Here is a 19,179-nt window from a genome sequence, read left to right as displayed (position 1 = left end):
TCAGAGAGCTGGCGCTGCCATTGGCAGACTGGTCTGGCGCCTACCGAACATGGTCGCGCAGCATTGAAAATGGCTTTCGCGGCGCTTGATCAGCGTAGCGCGCGGCACGGGAAGATAGCGCGCAGCCCAGCCCGACCGGATTGGCATGATATAATCCGAGGTCAGACTGTCGCCCATGTGCAGGAATGCTCCCGGCTGCAGGTCCATCTCTCGAAAAATGCGCGGAAAAATCGTGCCACTGCGCTTGTTCACACGTTCGTCCGCCGTCGAGATCAGCCGCGTCACCCGGCCTAGGTCGAAGGCCAAATTATTCAGCAGTTGTCGGATCTGGTCGGCCTGAAGATACATATCCGACAGAAAGATCACCTGCTTGCCATCCGCCACAAGCTGGGAGATCAGCTGGTCAATGAAGGGCGCGACGCGCAGCTGTCGGGTTTCGACCTCAAGTTCGGTCTGGCACCACAGGCGCGCTGCCTCCTGCCTGTCGCCTGCTACCCGCATTGCGTGCATCATATTCAGTGCGATGTCACTCAGCCGTCCTTCAGTTGTGCCATCGACTATCTCGGACATCTGATAGGCATGCGAAGCGCTGAAGATGCGCGCCGCCAGCCAGGCCCGCGCATCATGGCCCGGCATCCGGCCGGTAAAGGCCCGAGCGATATAGGCGAAACGTTCAAGCTCACTTTTGTCGTCGCGCCACAGGACAGTATCGAAGATGTCAAAGGAAACGATCTGGGCGCTACTGGCCTGATCCATGATGGCATCGCGTAGCCTTTCCGATGCGGGGCTGGCGTGAAAATCCTCGAAACTTGCGGCATCCTTCAGCGCCTGCTCCAGCGCTCCGATGCGGGTTATGACCGTGGTGCCAATTTGATTTAAATCTTGCATACACCCTAGCCAAGTTGCGCATGTGTTGCGCGACTGTTAGCTATGGATCGAATATGAAACAACCCTTTTCCGCCGAAAGAATACGTACTGCGCGCGTGGGACGCATTGTCTCCGGTCCGGCGGAAATCTACCGATATGAAGGTGTAAGATGGCCGATCTCGTCAAGAAAGACCTTTTCTCGCTGGAGTGGTTCGCCCGCAGCAGCTTTGCTGGAATCGATGCCGCGATGCACAATCGGCCCACCGTGTCCCGGCACGAACAATCCCTGATCCGCAACCTCGTCCTGAACCTGCTGGATGCCGAAAAGGCGGAAGCCGATTTCCGCCTGTCACCAATGCTGTCTTTTTACGCCTTCTGCCAGCCGCTGGTGCGGCGCAGCTATGCGCAAATCCTGCAGGATTTGTGGGTGCTATACATGCTGGGGTTAAGGCGTGGCGGCTATTTTGTGGAATTCGGTGCCTGCGACGGTCGGACCCTGTCCAATACTCGCTTGCTTGAGGAATCCTATGGCTGGACCGGCATCCTGGCTGAGCCGAACCCTGTCTGGCACGAGGCTCTGGCGACTAACCGCAAGGCCGTAGTTGATCTGCGCTGTGTGGCGGCCCGCAGTGGCGAGATGGCGGATTTTCTGTCTACCGACGCCATGCCCGAACTGTCGCGCATGGCTGATATCGTGCCCGACGACGTGCATGAGCATAATGGCAACCGAACCCGCCAGACGCTATACAAGGTGCCAACCGTATCGCTGGATGATCTGCTGGCCGAACATGGTGCGCCCGACATTATTGATTACCTTTCGGTCGATACTGAGGGGTCGGAATACGAGATCCTACGCCACACCAACCTGAATCGGCGGCGTTTTCGCCTGATCTCGGTCGAGCATGCAGGTGAAACGGTCAAGCGCGACCAGATCTTTACGCTGCTGGAGGCTGCGGGCTACCGCCGCTGGATGCCGGAACTGAGCCGATGGGATGATTGGTATGTTCATCAGGACGATCTTGGGCGTGCCGAACCCACCTTGGCACATTGATGCCGTCGGGGGCGACGGCATCATAAAAGCCGGGGATAAGCAATATCTGCTGCTTGCTTGCTGTTGTTGACAGCCCGCGATACCCCCCTTAGCAAACTAGTTTCAGCCCCCGTAACAAGGATACGACTATGGCCTTAACGGTTGCAATTTTCGGGACCAATGGCGGCACTTCATTTTCGGGCTATGGGTTCGACAACGCCCTGACGCGCATCGGCATGAATACCGGAAACGCAATCTTTCAGTTTGCTCTATGGAAGATGGTTGCCAACTCCAAGCTGACGGTTGAACCGGGCATAACTGCAGAATACATCCGCGACAACGCGCAGCACCTCCTAATCCCGGCTGCAAATCAAGTGAATGCGGCTTGGGACATGGGCTGGCTGGCCGACATGCTGGAGCGTTGCAACCTGCCGGTAACCTGCATCGGGCTGGGCGCACAAGCCGAGACTGACAACGACCCGCGCCTTGATTTAAAGTCAGGAACGGTGCGCTATCTCAAGGTGCTCTCCGAACGCACCAGTCGCATCGGCCTGCGCGGTCCGTTCACTCAGCAGGTGCTGGAACATTTCGGCGTGACAAACACGGTCATCACCGGCTGCCCGTCGCAGACGATCAACCCGCACCTGACGGGGGCCGCGATCCAAGCGCAACTGGATGGCGTCCGGCAGATGCCCCGCCCCTCGGTCGGTTATGTTTTGGGCACGCTCGAGGCCGAGACCCGTCTGGCAGAACGCATGATGGCCCAGCTGATCGCGTCCCTGCCGCATCAGCTAATCCTACAGACGGATCCGCGCCTGCTGCGTATCATTTACGATCGGCAGGTGACGCAGGATGACTTGGCTTATGTGAAATGGGTCCAAGGGGTTATGCGTCCAGATCTAGAAATCGTTGCTTTTATTGACTATTTCCTCAATAATGCTGTGTTCTATTCCGACGCGCGTAGCTGGATCGACGCGATGCGCCGCCACGACGTCGTCCTAGGCATGCGTATCCATGGCGCGGTCACAGCGATCCAGGCGGGCAAGCTGGGCGTTTGCGTGACTTTTGACAGCCGCACTAGGGAACTGGCCGAGACGATGGGCTATCCTTACTTGCCGATGGAGCGCATAGTTAAGGACCAGACGCTGGCCCAGATGTTAAGGCATGTCATCTTCGACGCTGATCGGTTCGATGCCGCCCGTGCGCGCAACACCGCCACCATCCGCGACATTCTGCGGAAGGACGGCCTTACCCTCTCCTGAACCGGGACACCACCCGCAGCTCCGGCGCAAACCGCTGCAAGCGTTGGCGGTGCAAGTCCGGGGTCAGCACCGGCTCCAATCGGGTCGAATATTCGACCAGCGCGAAATCGCCGCCATAGACATCCTGAGCTACGCAGTCGCCGACAACGCATCCATCGGCTGCGCCGCCGGCACAGGCCCGTAAAATGCGGCCGCTGCATTCTCTAGAACGACCAGCTTGCCCTGTGCCGCGCAAGCGTCCGCCAAGACGACAGGTGGTGGGCTTTCACCCCATGCCGACGCGCCACCTCGTTCACCGTAACACCCGTCACCAGCGTCTCGGCGACGATCCGGCCCTTCGCCTCATCCGACCATCGCCGCTTGGCGGCCGGGCCGTCAAAAGCTCGACAAACCCAACGGCCTCCATACTGCGCTCCCGATGGTCTCCCACTGACACCTCCCATGCAAATCTCCACACAGGAGCGCATCGCAGCTTACGGATTTAGCAGGAAGGTGGGGCTGGGACAGTGCTTACGGTTCGGCGTGCATCCAATGGAATCGTGCGCTCTTGGATGGTGCGTCCGGTGTGTTTGAACGCGGTGACCGCAAGGCGCCGGTCATCGATGATGATCACGTCAGGGACCTGCATGCCAAGATCGGAGAGCTAAAGCGTCCCGCCTTTAACCTGCGACATATCCGGCAGCAGTGAAGTAATTCCAGCATTCTTCGGGTGAGTAGAGGTCGCAGATCTCGGCGATTGCATTGAATATGTCGGTGAAGGTGCGTTCGCCGATCCGGCGCAGGTGTGCTTTGAGCTTTGAGAACGCCATTTCGATGGGATTGAGGTCGGGACTGTAGGGCGGCAAGAAAAGGAACCAGCATCCTGCCCTGCACATCGCCTTTTCCGCTTCGACGTTTTTGTGCGTGGCGAGATTGTCCAGAATGACCACGGTTCCGGGTGATAGTTCCGGCACCAGAACCTTTTCAACATGAGCGGCGAAGGCCGCGCCATCCATGGCACCTTTGATCACCCAGGGGCGATCATCGCGTCGGCACTCAGTCCGGCTATAAAGGTCTGGGTGCCCCATGAGCCGAAGGGGGCGTCCATGATCAGGCGGTTTCCGCAAGGGGCCCATCCCCTCTACCTCGTCAGGTTTGTCTTCACTGATGTTTCATCAATAAAGACAAAGCGTTTCGGATGCTTCGATACGGCTGGAATGCGGTGCTTGAACCAATCCTCGCGTTGCCGCCTTATCTTGGCACGGCGGCGTTCGGTGGCGACCAGTAACTTTTTTATAAGTGTAGCCCAACTTGCGTAGGAACTTGCCGATGGCGTTGGGATGCGCCCGAACGCGCGTTGCGTCAAACAGGGCTGCGCTCAGCTCGGGCATCGTGATGTCACCATCTTGCGCGATGATTTCAGCGAAGAAGCCCAGATGCGGGTCCAGCTTGCCCTTGCCTTTCGGTCGGCCCTGCGGAGCGGCCTCCGCTCGGCCCGTCCGCCGGATCGCAAGCGCCCATCGCGCTCCCGTGGAGGGCGAGAGTTTCAAGCGCAATGCCGCTGCGCGACCGCTTGACCCTTCCTCAATGCATCGCTGAAACCGCGCCCGAAGCGCGTCTGGCAAAGGTGCTGACATGATCCATCCTCCCAAACAGGATGAATCAAAAAATCATGCGTGTGGGAATCCCCGCGATTCAGGTTTTGGGCGGGGCGCTTTAGCGGTGGCCAACTCTTTTTTGGAAAGAAAGCTCAAGCCTTGGGGCGAGAAGTGAGGCGCGGCATTGTCGAGCGCGACCACCCAGAGCTGTCCATCAGCAAACAGTGCAAGCTGCTGTCAATGCGCGCTCGTCCTTCTACTACAAGCCGAAAGGCGAGACCGAACAGAACCTCGGCCTGATGCGGCGGATCGACGAGCATTTCCTGGAGACGCCGTTCTTCGGTGTCCACCAGATGATCTGGCACCTGCGTAACGACGGCCACCTGGTGAACGAAAAGCGGGTACGTCGGCTGGACCACTCGATGGAGGCAGACTACAACGTCAAGCTTAGTTGGGTAACGCGTAAATGTAACGCTGAAAAGACATGGCAAGGATGTATTGCAAAACTCTTTTATAAACTGCCAGTTTCATACACGATACCACATGAAACCGCCCGTTTTGGCTGCATGCACAGGGCCGTTGTGCGGACGGCTGTTCACGGTTTCCTGATGTCCGGGCCTTGTGCGTTCCGGCTGACCTCCCTTAGGACATCTGCGCATCCCGACCTTGGAATTCTTTCAGCATGCGTTTTCTATCCTTCTTTCGCCGCGAGAAAACCCGCCCCTTTGACGCGCCGCTGGATGTGCCAGCCCCCGTGGCGGTGATCGGCGATATTCATGGCTGTGATCAATTGCTGGCCCAGCTGCTGGACCAGATTGCACAGGCGGACCCCACCGGAATACAGATCGTCTGTGTCGGTGATTATATCGATCGCGGCGACGGGTCGGCCGCGGTGATCAATCTGCTGCTGGACCGTCCCGACATCATCTGCCTGAAGGGCAACCACGAAGCCATGTGCCTGCGGTTTTTGGACAATCCCGACAAGCACGGCGCAAGCTGGCTGCAGTATGGCGGGCTGCAAACACTTGCCAGCTATGGTGTTGCGGGGCCTGCGGCGGACGGCACACGCCCGTTTCAGCGGGTGCGCGACGATCTGGCATTGGCGATGGGGACTCGGCGCATCACCTGGATGCAGGATCTGGCCATAAGCTGGCGCAGCGGCAACCTGCTGGTCACCCACGCCGGGGCCGACCCTGCCCGCGGGCCTGACGACCAAAGACCGCAGGACATGATCTGGGGCTGTGCAGCATTCGATGACACCACCCGCACCGATGGTCTGTGGGTGGCGCACGGCCACGTCATTCAGGACAGACCCACCGCACAGGGCGGCCGAATCGCTGTCGATACCGGGGCCTATGCGACAGGGCGACTGACGGCGGCTATTTTAGGAAATGGCCCACCGCATTTCCGGATGACGGGGTGACGAGATTTATCACATGCTGCAGCGGGAAAATCCGTTTTCTGTCGCCGCACTCGCAGCCTTGCCCGGCAGCCGTTCACGCCGCAGGCGATGCATTCGCTGACAACAGGCTATTCTGACCGCTGAAGAAGCCTGCGTTTGTGGTGATGCAGCCGTCGTGTCGGCCAAGCTGACCGACCAGAACACCATTTCCGCTGTCTGCGCCGAGGATAGCGCGCTTGGCCCTCGCCACTGGTCGGCAGCTTGAGCGCGGGTGCAGCCGCCGCAGGATGTACGGCTTGCGCTGATCCACGCCACGGTGGCGATCAGCAGATCGCCCCCAACCGCTTGGCACGCGCAGCTGATCTGCGGCTATATCCGCGGCCTGCTTCAGGTTCTGGACAGCCTTGGGTAATATCATCATCACAGGCCCTGCAACCTTGGCCTGCGTCAGATTCCGGAAAGGACAGGCATGACCGATCTTCGCAATCGTCCCGGACCGGCGGACGCGCCCGGCCATTGGATCGACGATCCGTCACACAGGCGGTTTCTGGCGGCTGACGCCCGCGCGCAGCTTGATTTCTTTGCTGCCAGCCTCGACCAGAATGGCGCAATCGCGGCACTGGACAGGTCCGGCACCCCGCGTCCCGTCCCGCAAGAGCTGCATACGGTCACCCGCTTTGTGCATTCCTATGCGCTGGGGCAGATCGCCGGGTATCCCGGTGCCGCGCGCCTTGTGGATGCGGGACTTGATGCGCTGTGGAACCAACACAGGGACACCGTGCATGGTGGCTATGTCTGGGCGGTCCGAGATGGCGCCATAACAGACGACCAGAAACTGGCCTACGGGCATGCCTTTGTGCTTCTTGCAGCATCAACCGCGATGATCGCGGGGCATGAGCGGGCCCGGAACCTGTTCGACGACGTGGCCGGTGTGATCGACGCACGCTTCTGGGATGAAACCGCAGGCCTGATGCGCGAAGAATTCCGGCGAGACTGGACGACGTTTTCCACCTATCGGGGCATGAACGCCAACATGCACACCACCGAAGCGATGCTGGCCGCCTTTGAGGCAACCGGTGACCGCACGTGGCTGACACGGGCCGGACGTATTCTGGCTTTCCTGACCGAAGTGATGGCGCCGGCCCACGCCTGGCGCCTGCCGGAACATTATACGGACGATTGGCGTGTCGATTTTGGCTATGCGGGCAATCCGATGTTCCGTCCGGCGGGCACCACGCCGGGGCATTCGTTTGAACTGGGGCGGCTTTTGATCCAGCACTGGGCGCTGTCAGGCAGGCCCGACACCACGGCCCCCGGCACCGCGCGTCGCCTGATCGAAACCGCCCTGCAGGACGCGTGGCGGCCGGATGGCGGCTTTGTCTACACCTTGTCCCACGGCGGTGCGGTCGACATCCCGGACCGCTACTGGTGGCCGATGACAGAAGCCATCGGCGCGCTGGCGACCCTGATCAAACTGGACCCGCAACCGCGTGACGAAGACTGGTATCGCCGGATCTGGACCTTTGCGGCAGCGCATTTCATCGATACCGACAGAGGCGGCTGGATCCCCGAAATCGACGACGCGGGCCTGCCCATCGAACGACAGTTCGCTGGCAAACCCGACATCTATCACGCGCTTCAGGCAGATCTGTTTCCCCTGGCCAGCGGTGTGGCCGACACCCCGAAACACCTTGCGGGGTGCCTTGGGGACGCATGACGCATCGCGCAGCCGGTCCTATCTGGCCACGGCGATCTGCATCCCGTCACGTGGGGCGGGCGGAAACAGGTTCAGGGGAATGCCCATGTCCTGCGGTGGCACGTCATAATCCATCCCGACCAGTTGGGCGATTGCCTCTGTCAGCAGGACCTGCGTCAGGTGTTCCCCCGGACAGCGGTGGTTTTGCAGATAGTCGCCGCCGCCCTGCGGCACCATCGATTGCCGCTGTGTGGGATTGCGGTCGATGTGCCGCGCAGGGTCAAAGGTATCGGGGGACGGCCAGATCGTGGGGTCGCGGTTCGTGCCGTAAAGATCAAGCAAGAGCCAGTCAGAACGATCGAACCGGGCGCCGTGCCAGGTAAAGGGTTCCATGACCCGCCCGCCTATCATCGGAAAGAACGGGTAAAGCCGCCGCACCTCTTCCCCGACAAGCGCCAGCCTGTCGCGGTCGCCATCCGCGATGAAATCCGCGATCCGCGCCCTGTTTTGATGCAGCGCATGCACGGCAAAGGTGATGTAGACGCCGACCGCCACAAGCGGACGCAGCACGTTCAGCAGTTCGACCACCGCCGCCGCGTCCGACAGGCGGGACTGGTCGGCATCGCGGTGCAGCACCAACCGGTCTGGCACACTGTCGGCCCCGTCTTGCGGCGCGCGCGACCGGGCCGCGCGCACGATCCGGAGGGCCCAGCGTTCCGACCGGGCACGCAGTGCCCGCGCCTTGACGTATCCCGGACCCAGACGGCCTGCATTGCGAAACATCGCCCCCAGTTCGCGGGATCGCGCCGTCACATCCTGATCGACAACGGGGATGCCGCACCAGCGCAGCGCCGTGCGGGTCAGCACAACGTCGATGCTGTCGCTCAGACAGATCGTCCGGCCCCGCCAATTCTGTCTGGCGGACTGCCATTCTTCGGCAAAAAGCCTGCGCGCCTGTTCCAGCCGGTCGGGGTCATCATGTCCATAAACAGGGCCTTGCGCTGGCGGTGGTCTGCACCGTCAAGCTGCTGCACGCTGCCTTTGTCCTGCAACAGCGCCACGACCGCCGCCGGCATCGCACCCCGCCGGGTCATGCGACCGGGGGCGTAAAATGCCTGCACCGCATCGGCCCCGCGCAGGCAGGTGACAGGGCGCAACATGATCCGCGCATGAAACCCGTCGGCGTTCAGGGCGTCGCACCGCCGCGCGATGAAACCGTAACCTTCGTGCAGAAACGCCAGCGTGCTGTCCGGGCTTTTCAGCGTCGGCAGTCCCGAACCATTGTTTTTCGCCCGGATGCGCACGGGGCACTGTCCTTGATCAGGTGTTGATACGGTAACCGGTCCGGCGCGCGCGGGTTCCGGGACAGTGTCGTACGTTTGGGCTGTCAATCGGTTGTTCTAAAACCAGGACAGGACTTTCCCGGTTCAGGGATGCCGCACCGCCCTGCGGCACTATGACGAAAAGGAGACCATGGCGGGGTTTGCTGCCGCCCGATGTGTGCAGCAGGAGAAACACGTGTCGATTGACATCTTTTCAGGCAGCTATTGCGGCACGGGGCCCGCGCCGGGACTGGTCTGGGCCACGTGGAATTTCGACCCGGTCTTGCTGGCCGCCCTGTCCCTCATGGCGTTCGCCCTGCGGCACAAGCCGTCCGGGCTGGCCTGCGTGGCCGTGCTGGTGGTGGCCTTCGTCTCACCACTTTGTGCCATGGCGGCCGGGTTGTTTTCGGCGCGGGTGGTGCATCACGTGCTGCTGGTCGCCGTCGCGGCACCGCTGCTGGCCACAGCCCTGCCCCGGCAGCGGCCATCCAGCCCGGTGGCCCTGCATTTCGTGCTGTCGACGGCCATCCTATGGGCCTGGCATGTCCCGGCCGCCTATGATCTCGCGTTGCGGGACATGGCGGTCTACTGGATCATGCAGATCACGCTGCTGGGGTCCGCGACCCTGTTCTGGCGGGCGGTCCTTGCGGGCCGTGATACGGTCAGCGGCGTGCTTTGGTCGCTTGCCGGGCTGATGCAGATGGGATTCCTGGGTGCGATCCTGACGCTGGCGCCCGTGGCGCTTTATGCAGCGCATCGCCGGGTGCCGTTCCTGTGGGGCATGTCACCGCTGGCCGATCAGCAGTTGGGCGGCCTGATCATGTGGGTTCCGGCGATGCTGCCCTATCTTGCCGTGATCGCGCTGCTGGCCCGGCGCGGCTGGCGTGCCGGGGTCGGACCGGTGTCGACATGACCACGCTCATGGTCCTGATCCCCCATTTCAAGGCGCTGCACATCGGAATGCTGCTGCTGTGGTGCAGCGGGCTGTTTGCGCTGCCGCTGATGCTGGCGCGGCACGACCCGGTCATTGGACAGACCGATTACGCCCGCATCCGCCGTGCCACGCATTTTGCCTATCTGTTCTTCATCACTCCCGCGGCCGTGCTGGCCATCGCGTCGGGCACGGCACTGGTCTTTCTGCGCGAGGTCTACGTGACATGGATGTTCGCCAAGCTTGTCTTTGTGGCGACGATGGTGACCTTTCACGTCTGGATCGGCTACGTCCTTGTCGCCGTGGCGGAACAAGGGGGAACGCACAGCGCCCCGGCACCCACCGCACCGCTTGTCCTGCTGCTGGTGGCGGTCCTGTGCGTGCTGACGCTGGTTCTGGCCAAGCCGGATCTGGACGACATCCCGCTGCCGGGCTGGCTGACAGAACCGCGCGGCCATCAGATGCCTTTCGACGTTCCCAAACGATAATCAAAGACAAGCTTGCCGCCATGCCATCCCGTCACCATCACCACCAGCACGTTGAAGCCGGACAAAAGGATGCCGTAGGGCAGCACGGCTGCCTGATAGCCCTGCAGCCGGTAACCCCAGTTCGTGCCAAGCAGCGACAAAAGCAGCACAGCAATCACGAAATGCGTCCAGGCCGGTGCGCGGATGCGGATACCGGGCACCAGCAGCAGTTCAGCGGTCCCTGTCAGCCCTGCGGCAAGACCGAACAAAAAGGCCGTGCCTGCCGCCCAGATCGCGGCACGGGCCCAGAACAGCTCGCCGCTCCACCAATAGAACAGGTCCGCCCCAAACGTGCAAAAGGCCAGCGCTACGGGAAAGGCGACGGTCATCGCGTGCAGCGGATGACCCCAGATGCCCACAAGGGATTCCGTCGTGTCATAGCCGGAATGTTCAAGGATCGGGTCCGTCAGGTCATCGGGTGTGTTGTTCATCTTATCGGGCATGTCCGGTTCCTTCTGCGTTGCACTCTTGGGGGGGCAACGCTTTTTCTGCTGCCGGGTTGCGTGGAATCTCTGTCGACCGTGCATCCGGCCGGACCTGCGGCGGCGATCATTGCGACATTGTGGTGGGTGTTGCTGGCCGGTGCGACGGCGATCTTTCTTTTCGTGACCGGGCTGATCGTCTGGGCGTGGCGGCAACCAGAAGGCCAGCGCGATGCGCGGGGGTTCGTGATCGGGCTGGGTCTGGGCTTTCCGCTGGTCGTGCTTGCCGCCCTGCTGGCTTACGGTCTGGTCGTCGGGGAACGCCTGCTGCCGCGGGCCGGGCCCGATGTGGTGCGCGTGCACGCCGAGGGACGGCAATGGGCATGGCGGTTCGGCTACGACGATGCGCCGGGGCACCGGACCGAAAACGTGCTGCACATTCCCGCCGGGCGACCGGTGGATGTGGCGATCACGACTGCCGACGTGATCCACGCCTTCTGGGTGCCCCGGCTGGCCGGCAAACTGGATGCGGTGCCGGGGCACGTGAACGTGCTGCGGATCGAGGCCGATGCGCCCGGCCGCTATGACGGTCTGGGATCGGAATACAACGGTCGCGGCTACCGCGACCACCGTTTCACCGTGGTGGCACATGATGCCGCCGCGTGGGATCGGTTCCTGCGCGAAGAAACGCCATGACAGCACTGCGCCGCCACCGCGCCCTGACCCGGATCTGGGCATCCGATACCGGCTGGAAAGGCTGGTTCACCACGGTCAGCCATACCGATCTGGGCCGCATGTTTCTGGCGGTCGCCGTGTTTTTCTTTATCGTGGGCGGCATCCTTGCGATGCTGATCCGCGCGCAGCTGGCCAGCCCGCGTTCGGCCTTTCTCGGGCCGGAACACTACAACCAGATTTTCACCATGCACGGGACCATCATGATGTTCCTGTTCGCGATCCCCCTGTTCGAGGGGCTTGCGGTCTATCTGCTGCCGAAAATGCTGGGAACCCGCGACCTCGCCTTTCCCCGGCTGACGGCCTACGGGTTCTGGTGCTACGTCTTTGGCGGGTCGATGATGATCTTTTCGCTGCTGGCCGGCGTTGCCCCCGACAGCGGGTGGTTCATGTATCCGCCGTTGTCATCGGCCATCGGCGCGCCGGGGATCAACACCGATTTCTGGCTGATCGGGATCACCTTTGTGGAAATCTCGGCCATCTCGGCGGCGGTGGAAATCACCGTGACGATCTTGCGCTACCGCGCGGCGGGGATGCGCCTGTCGCAGATGCCGATCTTTGCCTGGTATGCGCTGGTCACGGCGGTGATGATCCTGACGGGATTTCCGCCGCTGATCCTCGGCTCTATCCTGCTGGAACTGGAACGTGCCTTTGGCATGCCCTTCTTTCAGGTGTCAGAAGGGGGCGACGCGCTGCTGTGGCAGCATCTGTTCTGGCTGTTCGGACATCCAGAGGTCTACATCATCTTTCTGCCCGCCGCCGGCGCGATTTCGACCATCCTGCCGGTGATGGCCCGCACCCGGCTGATGGGCTACGGCTGGATCGTGGCCGCCGCCGTATCGCTGGGGATACTCAGCTTTGGGCTGTGGGTGCACCATATGTTCACCACCGGCATCCCGCACATGGGGCTGGCCTTTTTTTCGGCCGCATCGACGCTGGTGGCCGTGCCCACGGCGGTGCAGATCTTTGCCTGGATCGGGACGCTGTGGCAGGGCCGGCCCACGATGCACCTGCCGATGCTTTGGCTGATGGCGTTTTTCGCGACCTTCGTGATCGGCGGGCTGACGGGCGTCATGGTGGCCATCGTGCCTTTCGACTGGCAGGCCCATGACACCTATTTCATCGTGGCGCATCTTCACTACGTGCTGGTCGGCGGTTTCGTCTTTCCGATGCTGGCCGTACTTTACTACTGGATGCCGCATGTCGCCGGACGCACCAGCTATTTCAACCTTGGCACTGTGGCGTTCTGGCTGATCGTGCCGGGGTTTCACGGCACGTTCCTGCTGCTGCACTGGGCCGGGTTGCTGGGAATGCGGCGGCGGATCGACACCTATGGGTCCGGACAGGGATGGGAGGTCATCAACCTGATCGCCTCTGTCAGCAGCTTCGTGATGGCGATCGGCTTTGCCATCGTGCTGATCGACGTGGTGGTGAACGCGGTCATGGCGGTGCGCGGCGCGCGCGATCCGTGGAACGCCGGGACGCTGGAATGGGCGATGCCGACGCCGCCCGCGGCCTACAATTTTGCCAGCATCCCCCGCGTCACGTCGCGCGACCCGCTTTACGACACGCCCGACCTGCCGGTGCAGATCGCACGCGGCGAAGGCTATCTGGGCGATTGTGCGCGGGGGCGGCGCGAAACCCTGTCGGTCGACACAGCCACCGGAGAGCCGCGCTATATCACCGTCTTTCCCGGCAACACGGCCCTGCCGATCCTGATGTCGGCCATCACGGGGGTGTTTTTCCTGGGTATGCTGCTGAAAGCCTATTGGCTGGTGCCGCTGTCCGCCGTGGGCGTGATCGCCTGTGCGCTGGTCTGGGTCTGGGGTCTGGGGCGCAAGGAAACCGAGGGGCGGATTCCCGCAGGGCATGGCCTGTCGCTGTTCACCGCCGCCGACGTGCCGGACCCGCCGGGCTGGTGGGGGTCGGTCTTTTTGTTGTTGGCGAACGGGACGTTCTTTGGATCGCTGCTGTTCGGCTATGCCTTTTTGTGGACGATCGCGCCGAACTGGCCGCCACCGGCCTATGTCGATGCGGGAACGGGGGGTCTGTTGTTGCTTGGCGGGGGGGCCGCGCTGATCCTTGTCGGCACGCGTCTGCGACCCGTCTGGGGGCTGGCACTGGTGTTGGCGGGGCTTGCAGCGCTGGCCGCTGTCTGCGCCGGTCTTATGCTGCGCGCGCCGGACCCTGCGGCCCATGCCTATGACGCGACCCTTTGGGTGCTGATGGGTTACGCGCTGCTGCACCATCTGGTCGTCGCGCTGATGCTGGGGCTGCTGGCCGCACGCAGGCTGGCCGGTCATGCGGCGGCCACGACTGTCGGCGCCGCCCGCATTGGCCGGCTTTGGGCCGATTATGCGGTGGCCATAACGCTGGTCGCGGCAACGGCTGCGATGCTGCCCGGATTGCTGACATGAACGCCGTGTTGCGCCTGTCGCTGCCCCTGACGGTCTGGCTGGCGTCCTTCAGCGCGGTCTACGGATTGCACGGCCTGCTGTGTTCCGACCGGGGAAGCATGCTGTTGGGCAACGGCATGGGGCGGGCCCTGCTGATCCTTGCCACGGTCGCGGCGATCGTGGTTCAGGCGGTTCTGCTGGCCGCACTGCGGTCGCGGCGGTGGCGCGATCCCGACCCTACCCTTCAGCGCATCAGTCTTGGTCTGGCCATCGTCGCATTTGTCAGCACGGTCTGGACGTTGCTGCCGCCGGTTGTCGCCACGCAAACCTGTGACAGAAATCCGCAGGCACAACTTGATCCGTCGGATCGGCGCCTGCGTGAAGATCCGCACCAAGCCAAAAAGAGTGCGTGGCCCATCCCTGCCGGTGTCGTGGCCTGAACCGTCCGCACAGGGCGCCGCAAAGGAATCGCAGCCGCGCAGGCCAGACGCGGGACGCGCCTGATCCGTCGCCAGACCCCGTCGCAGCGCCCAAAACCGCGCCATAAAGACCAAAGTCAAACAAGTTTGATGAACTTTTCGTGTGGTAATACAAGCATAAGCTGTGCCTACGGCTGGACAGGCGGCACAGTTCACCTACCGTCTTGAAAGATACCAGAAGGCCTGTGCATGACAAAGAGCGATCCAGAACAGCTGATCGTCCCGGTTTGTGCCATTGGCGCATCTGCGGGGGGGGTGCAGGCGCTCAAGGATTTCTTTCGGCACGTTCCCGAAGATCTTGGACTGGCCTATGTGGTCATCATCCATCTTGCACCCGATCAACCCAGCGCACTGAGCGAGATCCTGTCGACTGTGACACAGATGGAGGTTTTCGAGGTCAACGATTCCCCTGCCCTCAAACCGAATTGCGTCTATGTGATCTCGCCCGACCGTGAACTCGTGATGGAACCGACCCACATTTCGTCGCGGCCCTTTTCAGACCCGCGCGGACACCGTGCGCCCATCGACATGTTCTTCAGGTCCGTTGCCGCCGCCCGGGGCGACGGTCTGGCGATCATCCTGTCGGGCGCGGGATCGGACGGATCGCTTGGTGTGCGCGACATCAAGGAAGGCGGCGGGGTGATCCTGGTCCAGGACCCCTCTGACGCCGAATTTCCGATGATGCCCCGCAGCGCCATCGCGTCAGGTGTGGTCGATATCGTCGCACCGATCCCGCGTCTGGTGGAACGGATGGTCGGGGTCGTGCACAGCAAGGAAGCCGTGCGATCGCTGTCGCAGGACACGGCACACCGGCATCTGCAACAGATCGTGGGGTTTCTGCATGCCCGCACCGGCCACGATTTTTCCAGCTACAAACGCGCCAGCGTCATGCGCCGCGTCGCCCGGCGGATGCAGGTGACGCGCAGTGACAGCATGACGGCCTATGCCGATTATCTGACCACCAACCCCGAAGAGGCACAGGAACTGTTCGGCGATCTGCTGATCTCTGTCACGTCGTTCTTTCGCGACGAATCCGCCTATGACATTCTTGCAAAAGAAGGGATCAGCGCGCTTTTCGATAAGGCGGGTGACGACGGACTGCGCGCATGGGTCGTGGGCTGCGCCACCGGCGAAGAGGCCTATAGCCTTGCGATCCTGCTGCTCGAAGAATGCGAACGGCGCCAGGTCAAGATGCCGTTCCAGATCTTTGCCTCGGACCTTGACGAAGGCGCCTTGGCCACCGCCCGCGAAGCCCGCTACCCCAAAAGCATCGAGGCCGACGTCAGCGAAGAACGTCTGGCGCGCTTTTTCAGCAAGGAAGGCCTGCACTACCGCATCAACAGCGAGGTGCGCGATATGGTGCTCTTTGCCTCGCACAGCGTGTTGAAGGACCCGCCGTTCATGCGGCTGGACCTGATATCGTGCCGGAATCTGCTGATCTACATGGAACGTCAGCTTCAGGCCGAAGTCTGCGCCCTGTTTGCTTACGGGCTGAAACAGAACGGGCTGTTGTTTCTGGGATCGGCGGAAACGGCCGATGCATCGCCCGCGCTGTTCACGCCGATCCACCGCGAGGCGCGGCTTTACAGGGCCAACGAACAGGCCGCGAAAACCGCGCCGGTCGTGTCGCGGATGCCCGAATCCCATCGCCCCCCGGTCATCAGCCGCCCGCGTCACGATGTCGAACCGCAGCGCGACCGATCGGCAGGCGCGCTGCACATCAATGCCCTGGAAACCGCGGCACCCCCCAGCATCCTTGTCGACCGCACCTACCGGGCGCTGCATCTTTCGGCCAAGGCCGCGCGCTTTTTGCTGCCGTCAGCCGGCCCGGTCAGCACCGATATCGTCGACATGGTCCGGCCCGAACTGCGGCTTGATCTGCGCAATGCCCTGCAGATGGCACTGGACGACGGCAAGACGACGCTGACACCGCCCGTTCCCGTCGCATTCGACGGTGGCAAGCGCCGCATCATGCTGCAGGTCGCCCCGGTGATCGCAGACGGCGCCGATTACGCAGCACAGGCGCTGGTGGTCATTCTGGACGGCGGCCCGGTGCGCGCAATCGAGATGCCGACAACAGACGTGTCGCATGACGAAATCCAGGATCTGCGCGAAAGCCTGGATACCGCCGAAGCCCGGTTGGCCGCGTCGCGGGCCGAACACGAGACGACGATACAGGATCTGCGGGTCGCGAACGAGGAATTGCAGTCGATCAACGAGGAATACCGGTCCGCGTCAGAGGAACTGGAGACATCGAAAGAAGAGCTTCAGTCGATGAACGAGGAGCTGCGCACCGTCAATGCAGAGCTGAAAAGCAAGCTTGAAAGCATCGGATCGGCCCACAGCGACCTGAAGAACATCGTGGCCGCGACCGATATCGGAACGCTGTTTCTGGACCGCAAGCTGCGGATCAGGATGTTCACACCGCGGGTCGCCGACCTGTTCAACATCACCGATGTGGATGTGGGGCGGTTGATCACGGATTTCACCCACCGTCTGGACGATGACGGGATATCGGCTGACGTCGAACGGGTCCTGAACGATCTTATTCCCGCCGAACGCGAGGTGCGGACACGCGAAGGCCGCTGGCTTGTCATGCGGCTGCGCCCCTACAGGACCATCGACGAACGTATCGAAGGGGCCGTCATCACCTTTGTCGACGTCACCACGCAGCGCGAAACAAGCGAACGCCTGCGCGAAAGCGAAGAGCAAAAGGATTTCCTGCTGGCGCTGACCGATGCCCTGCGCGCACTGACCGATTCCGCGGATATCGAAAGCGTGACCTGCAACAGGCTCGCCGATTGGCTGGCCATCGATCAGGTGTTCCACACCGAACTGGACACGCCTGCGCGTGTCACCATTCTGGGTGGCATCGACATCCCCCGCGCGCGTCCCCCGGACGCACCCGGTCAGGCACTGGCGCAGTTTTCATGGGCGGCAGAGGTGCTGGAACGGGGTGAATGCCTTGTGGTGGACGACATCGGCACATCGGCGCTTGTGCCGCAGGACGATCAGGCCAGCCTGAAGGATCTGGGGTTCGTGTCCTTCATGTCCGCGCCCATCGTCAAGGACGATCGCGTGCTGGGCGCGCTGACGGCCGCCTGTGACCGGCCACGGGACTGGTCGACGGCAGACACGGAACTGTTGCGCACGGTCGCGGACAGGCTGTGGTCCCGGATGGAACGGGCCGCCGCCGAAAAGGCGCTGCGCGACAGCGAAGAACGGTTCAGGGCGCTGATCCGGGCGACGTCCGACGTGCTTTACCGCATGACGCCGGACTGGTCGGAGATGCTGGAACTGCGCAGCGACGGTTTTCTGGCCGAAACGACCACCGCCGCAGGCGACTGGACGGATCAATATATTCTGCCCGCGGATCAGCCGCAGGTGCGGGCCCGCATCGATCAGGCGATCCGCAACAAGGAACCGTTCGAATTCGAACACCGCGGGCGGCGGGCGGATGGATCGATCGGCTGGACCTTTTCGCGCGCCATTCCGATGCTGGATGCGCAGGGCGCGATATCGGAATGGTTCGGCGCGGCCGGCGACGTCACCGAACGGCACCGCAGCGAAGACCGCCTGCGCGAAGCCCGTGACGCGCTGCGACTGGCGACCGAAGCATCGCAGCTTGGCTGGGGCGCGTGGGATTTCGGGACCGGTCAGGCCGACTGGGACACCCGTGGCCGCGAAATCATCGGTCTGTCCGAGGACGAAGACAACGTCGCCGCATGGATGGAACGCGTGCACCCCGACGACCGCGACCGCATCAGCGCCGAAATCACGGCCTGCCTGCGCGACAAGCGCCCGTTCAATCTGGAATACACGGTCCTGCGCCCGGACAAGAGCGTGCGGACCGTGCATGCCACCGGACATTTTCAGGTGCCAGAGGACGAAGAGGCCGTGCGCGGCACCGGCCTTGTGCGCGACGTGACCGAATTTCGCCGCTGGAAGGAATCGCAACGTCTGCTGATCAGCGAGCTGAACCACCGGGTCAAGAACATGCTGGCGGTGATCCAGTCGATCGCGCGGCAGACCCAGCGTTCCACCTCGGACGTCGATACGTTCAACGAGGCGTTCCAGAACCGTGTGGGCGCGCTTGCCACGGCCCACAACATCCTGACCCGCCGCGAGTGGAGCGGGGCCTGCCTCAAGGAAATCGTGCTGGCCGCGCTGGATACGTTCAACGAAGACGACAGCCGGGCGGATATTTCGGGGCCAGAGGTCAAGCTTGGACCCGACATGGCCATCGCCTTGGCCATGGCCCTGCACGAGCTGGCCACCAATGCGATCAAGCACGGTGCACTGTCGGGTCCAGAAGGTCATGTGAACGTGACATGGCAGATCACCGACGATGGACGCGTCGTTTTTGAATGGATCGAAAGCGGTGGCCCAAAGGTAACGCCCCCGACGCGTCAGGGCTTTGGGACGCGTCTGCTGGCGCAGGGCATCGCGCGCGAACTGGACGGTGAAGCCCAGATTGAATACCGTGAAGACGGTTTCTACTGGAAGGTCCGGTTTCTTCTCGAGAACACAGAGTAG

General features: G+C 62.4%; 18 protein-coding genes. 11 read left to right on the top strand and 7 right to left on the bottom strand.

All coding sequences use genetic code 11. The features are described 5' to 3' along the window. Positions 1-888: a hypothetical protein gene (locus GZH79_RS05460; RefSeq protein ID WP_211642773.1), complete on the bottom strand. Its 888-nt coding sequence runs from the start codon at positions 886-888 to the stop codon at positions 1-3. A gap of 148 nt (positions 889-1,036) precedes the next feature. Between GZH79_RS05460 and GZH79_RS05455 the strand changes: the two genes are divergently transcribed. After that, on the top strand, positions 1,037-1,918 hold the full coding sequence (locus GZH79_RS05455) for an FkbM family methyltransferase (RefSeq protein WP_211642772.1): 882 nt from the start codon (positions 1,037-1,039) through the stop codon (positions 1,916-1,918). 128 nt (positions 1,919-2,046) lie between these two features. Continuing rightward, positions 2,047-3,159, top strand: a complete 1,113-nt coding sequence (locus GZH79_RS05450) for a polysaccharide pyruvyl transferase family protein (RefSeq protein ID WP_211642771.1) — start codon at positions 2,047-2,049, stop codon at positions 3,157-3,159. Between the two features lie 203 nt (positions 3,160-3,362). Here the strand turns inward: GZH79_RS05450 and GZH79_RS05445 are convergent, their stop codons facing one another. The 3 genes from GZH79_RS05445 to GZH79_RS19195 all read right to left on the bottom strand — a co-directional run bounded on the left by GZH79_RS05445 (position 3,363) and on the right by GZH79_RS19195 (position 4,775). Then, positions 3,363-3,602 carry a transposase gene (locus GZH79_RS05445; RefSeq protein WP_249218997.1) on the bottom strand — a complete coding sequence of 80 codons (240 nt, stop codon included), beginning with the start codon at positions 3,600-3,602 and terminating at the stop codon, positions 3,363-3,365. 216 nt (positions 3,603-3,818) lie between these two features. Then, entirely contained in the window at positions 3,819-4,226 is a 408-nt protein-coding gene (locus GZH79_RS19200; protein ID WP_283094788.1) for a transposase, read from the bottom strand. Positions 4,227-4,313: 87 nt separating this feature from the next. After that, positions 4,314-4,775 carry a transposase gene (locus GZH79_RS19195; protein WP_283094787.1) on the bottom strand — a complete coding sequence of 154 codons (462 nt, stop codon included), beginning with the start codon at positions 4,773-4,775 and terminating at the stop codon, positions 4,314-4,316. Between GZH79_RS19195 and GZH79_RS05435 the strand changes: the two genes are divergently transcribed. From GZH79_RS05435 to GZH79_RS05425, 3 genes are all read left to right on the top strand, one after another. Then, positions 4,774-4,911, top strand: coding sequence for a hypothetical protein (locus GZH79_RS05435; RefSeq protein ID WP_211642770.1), 138 nt, complete (start codon positions 4,774-4,776; stop codon positions 4,909-4,911). The genes GZH79_RS19195 and GZH79_RS05435 overlap by 2 nt on opposite strands. 507 nt (positions 4,912-5,418) lie before the next feature. Then, positions 5,419-6,159: a metallophosphoesterase gene (locus GZH79_RS05430; RefSeq protein WP_211642769.1), complete on the top strand. Its 741-nt coding sequence runs from the start codon at positions 5,419-5,421 to the stop codon at positions 6,157-6,159. 448 nt (positions 6,160-6,607) lie between these two features. Then, positions 6,608-7,855, top strand: coding sequence for an AGE family epimerase/isomerase (locus tag GZH79_RS05425; protein ID WP_211642768.1), 1,248 nt, complete (start codon positions 6,608-6,610; stop codon positions 7,853-7,855). A gap of 18 nt (positions 7,856-7,873) precedes the next feature. Here GZH79_RS05425 and GZH79_RS05420 read toward each other — a convergent pair whose 3' ends face one another. Continuing rightward, positions 7,874-8,701 (bottom strand): cytochrome P450, encoded by an 828-nt coding sequence (locus tag GZH79_RS05420; RefSeq protein ID WP_211642767.1) that lies wholly within the window; start codon positions 8,699-8,701, stop codon positions 7,874-7,876. A 17-nt stretch (positions 8,702-8,718) separates the two neighbouring features. After that, positions 8,719-9,138 carry a hypothetical protein gene (locus tag GZH79_RS05415; protein WP_211642766.1) on the bottom strand — a complete coding sequence of 140 codons (420 nt, stop codon included), beginning with the start codon at positions 9,136-9,138 and terminating at the stop codon, positions 8,719-8,721. 214 nt (positions 9,139-9,352) lie between these two features. On the opposite strand from GZH79_RS05415, the gene GZH79_RS05410 reads away from it, so the two are divergent. Together GZH79_RS05410 and GZH79_RS05405 are read left to right on the top strand one after the other, a co-directional pair. Next, the gene (locus tag GZH79_RS05410; protein ID WP_349291166.1) at positions 9,353-10,069 is read left to right on the top strand and encodes a cytochrome c oxidase assembly protein; all 717 of its coding nucleotides are present in this window, start codon (positions 9,353-9,355) and stop codon (positions 10,067-10,069) included. After that, the gene (locus tag GZH79_RS05405) at positions 10,066-10,575 is read left to right on the top strand and encodes a CopD family protein (RefSeq protein WP_211642764.1); all 510 of its coding nucleotides are present in this window, start codon (positions 10,066-10,068) and stop codon (positions 10,573-10,575) included. Before GZH79_RS05410 ends, GZH79_RS05405 begins: the two co-directional genes overlap by 4 nt. Here the strand turns inward: GZH79_RS05405 and GZH79_RS05400 are convergent. After that, on the bottom strand, positions 10,545-11,045 hold the full coding sequence (locus GZH79_RS05400; RefSeq protein ID WP_249219005.1) for a DUF2231 domain-containing protein: 501 nt from the start codon (positions 11,043-11,045) through the stop codon (positions 10,545-10,547). The two genes, GZH79_RS05405 and GZH79_RS05400, sit on opposite strands and share 31 nt — an antisense overlap. Positions 11,046-11,117: 72 nt before the next feature. Between GZH79_RS05400 and GZH79_RS05395 the strand changes: the two genes are divergently transcribed. The 4 genes from GZH79_RS05395 to GZH79_RS05380 all read left to right on the top strand — a co-directional run bounded on the left by GZH79_RS05395 (position 11,118) and on the right by GZH79_RS05380 (position 19,179). Beyond that, the gene (locus GZH79_RS05395) at positions 11,118-11,732 is read left to right on the top strand and encodes a cytochrome B (RefSeq protein WP_349291165.1); all 615 of its coding nucleotides are present in this window, start codon (positions 11,118-11,120) and stop codon (positions 11,730-11,732) included. Beyond that, positions 11,729-14,185, top strand: a complete 2,457-nt coding sequence (gene ctaD, locus GZH79_RS05390; protein ID WP_211642761.1) for a cytochrome c oxidase subunit I — start codon at positions 11,729-11,731, stop codon at positions 14,183-14,185. Before GZH79_RS05395 ends, ctaD begins: the two co-directional genes overlap by 4 nt. Further along, positions 14,182-14,604, top strand: a complete 423-nt coding sequence (locus GZH79_RS05385) for a hypothetical protein (protein WP_249218996.1) — start codon at positions 14,182-14,184, stop codon at positions 14,602-14,604. The genes ctaD and GZH79_RS05385 overlap by 4 nt, the downstream gene beginning before the upstream one ends. A 228-nt stretch (positions 14,605-14,832) precedes the next feature. Then, the gene (locus GZH79_RS05380) at positions 14,833-19,179 is read left to right on the top strand and encodes a chemotaxis protein CheB (RefSeq protein WP_211642759.1); all 4,347 of its coding nucleotides are present in this window, start codon (positions 14,833-14,835) and stop codon (positions 19,177-19,179) included.

The organism is Loktanella sp. SALINAS62, assembly GCF_018263905.1.
Taxonomy (GTDB): Bacteria; Pseudomonadota; Alphaproteobacteria; order Rhodobacterales; family Rhodobacteraceae; genus Loktanella.
The sequence above is the reverse complement of the archived record's forward strand: the minus strand, read 5'-3'. Positions and strand labels throughout refer to the sequence as shown.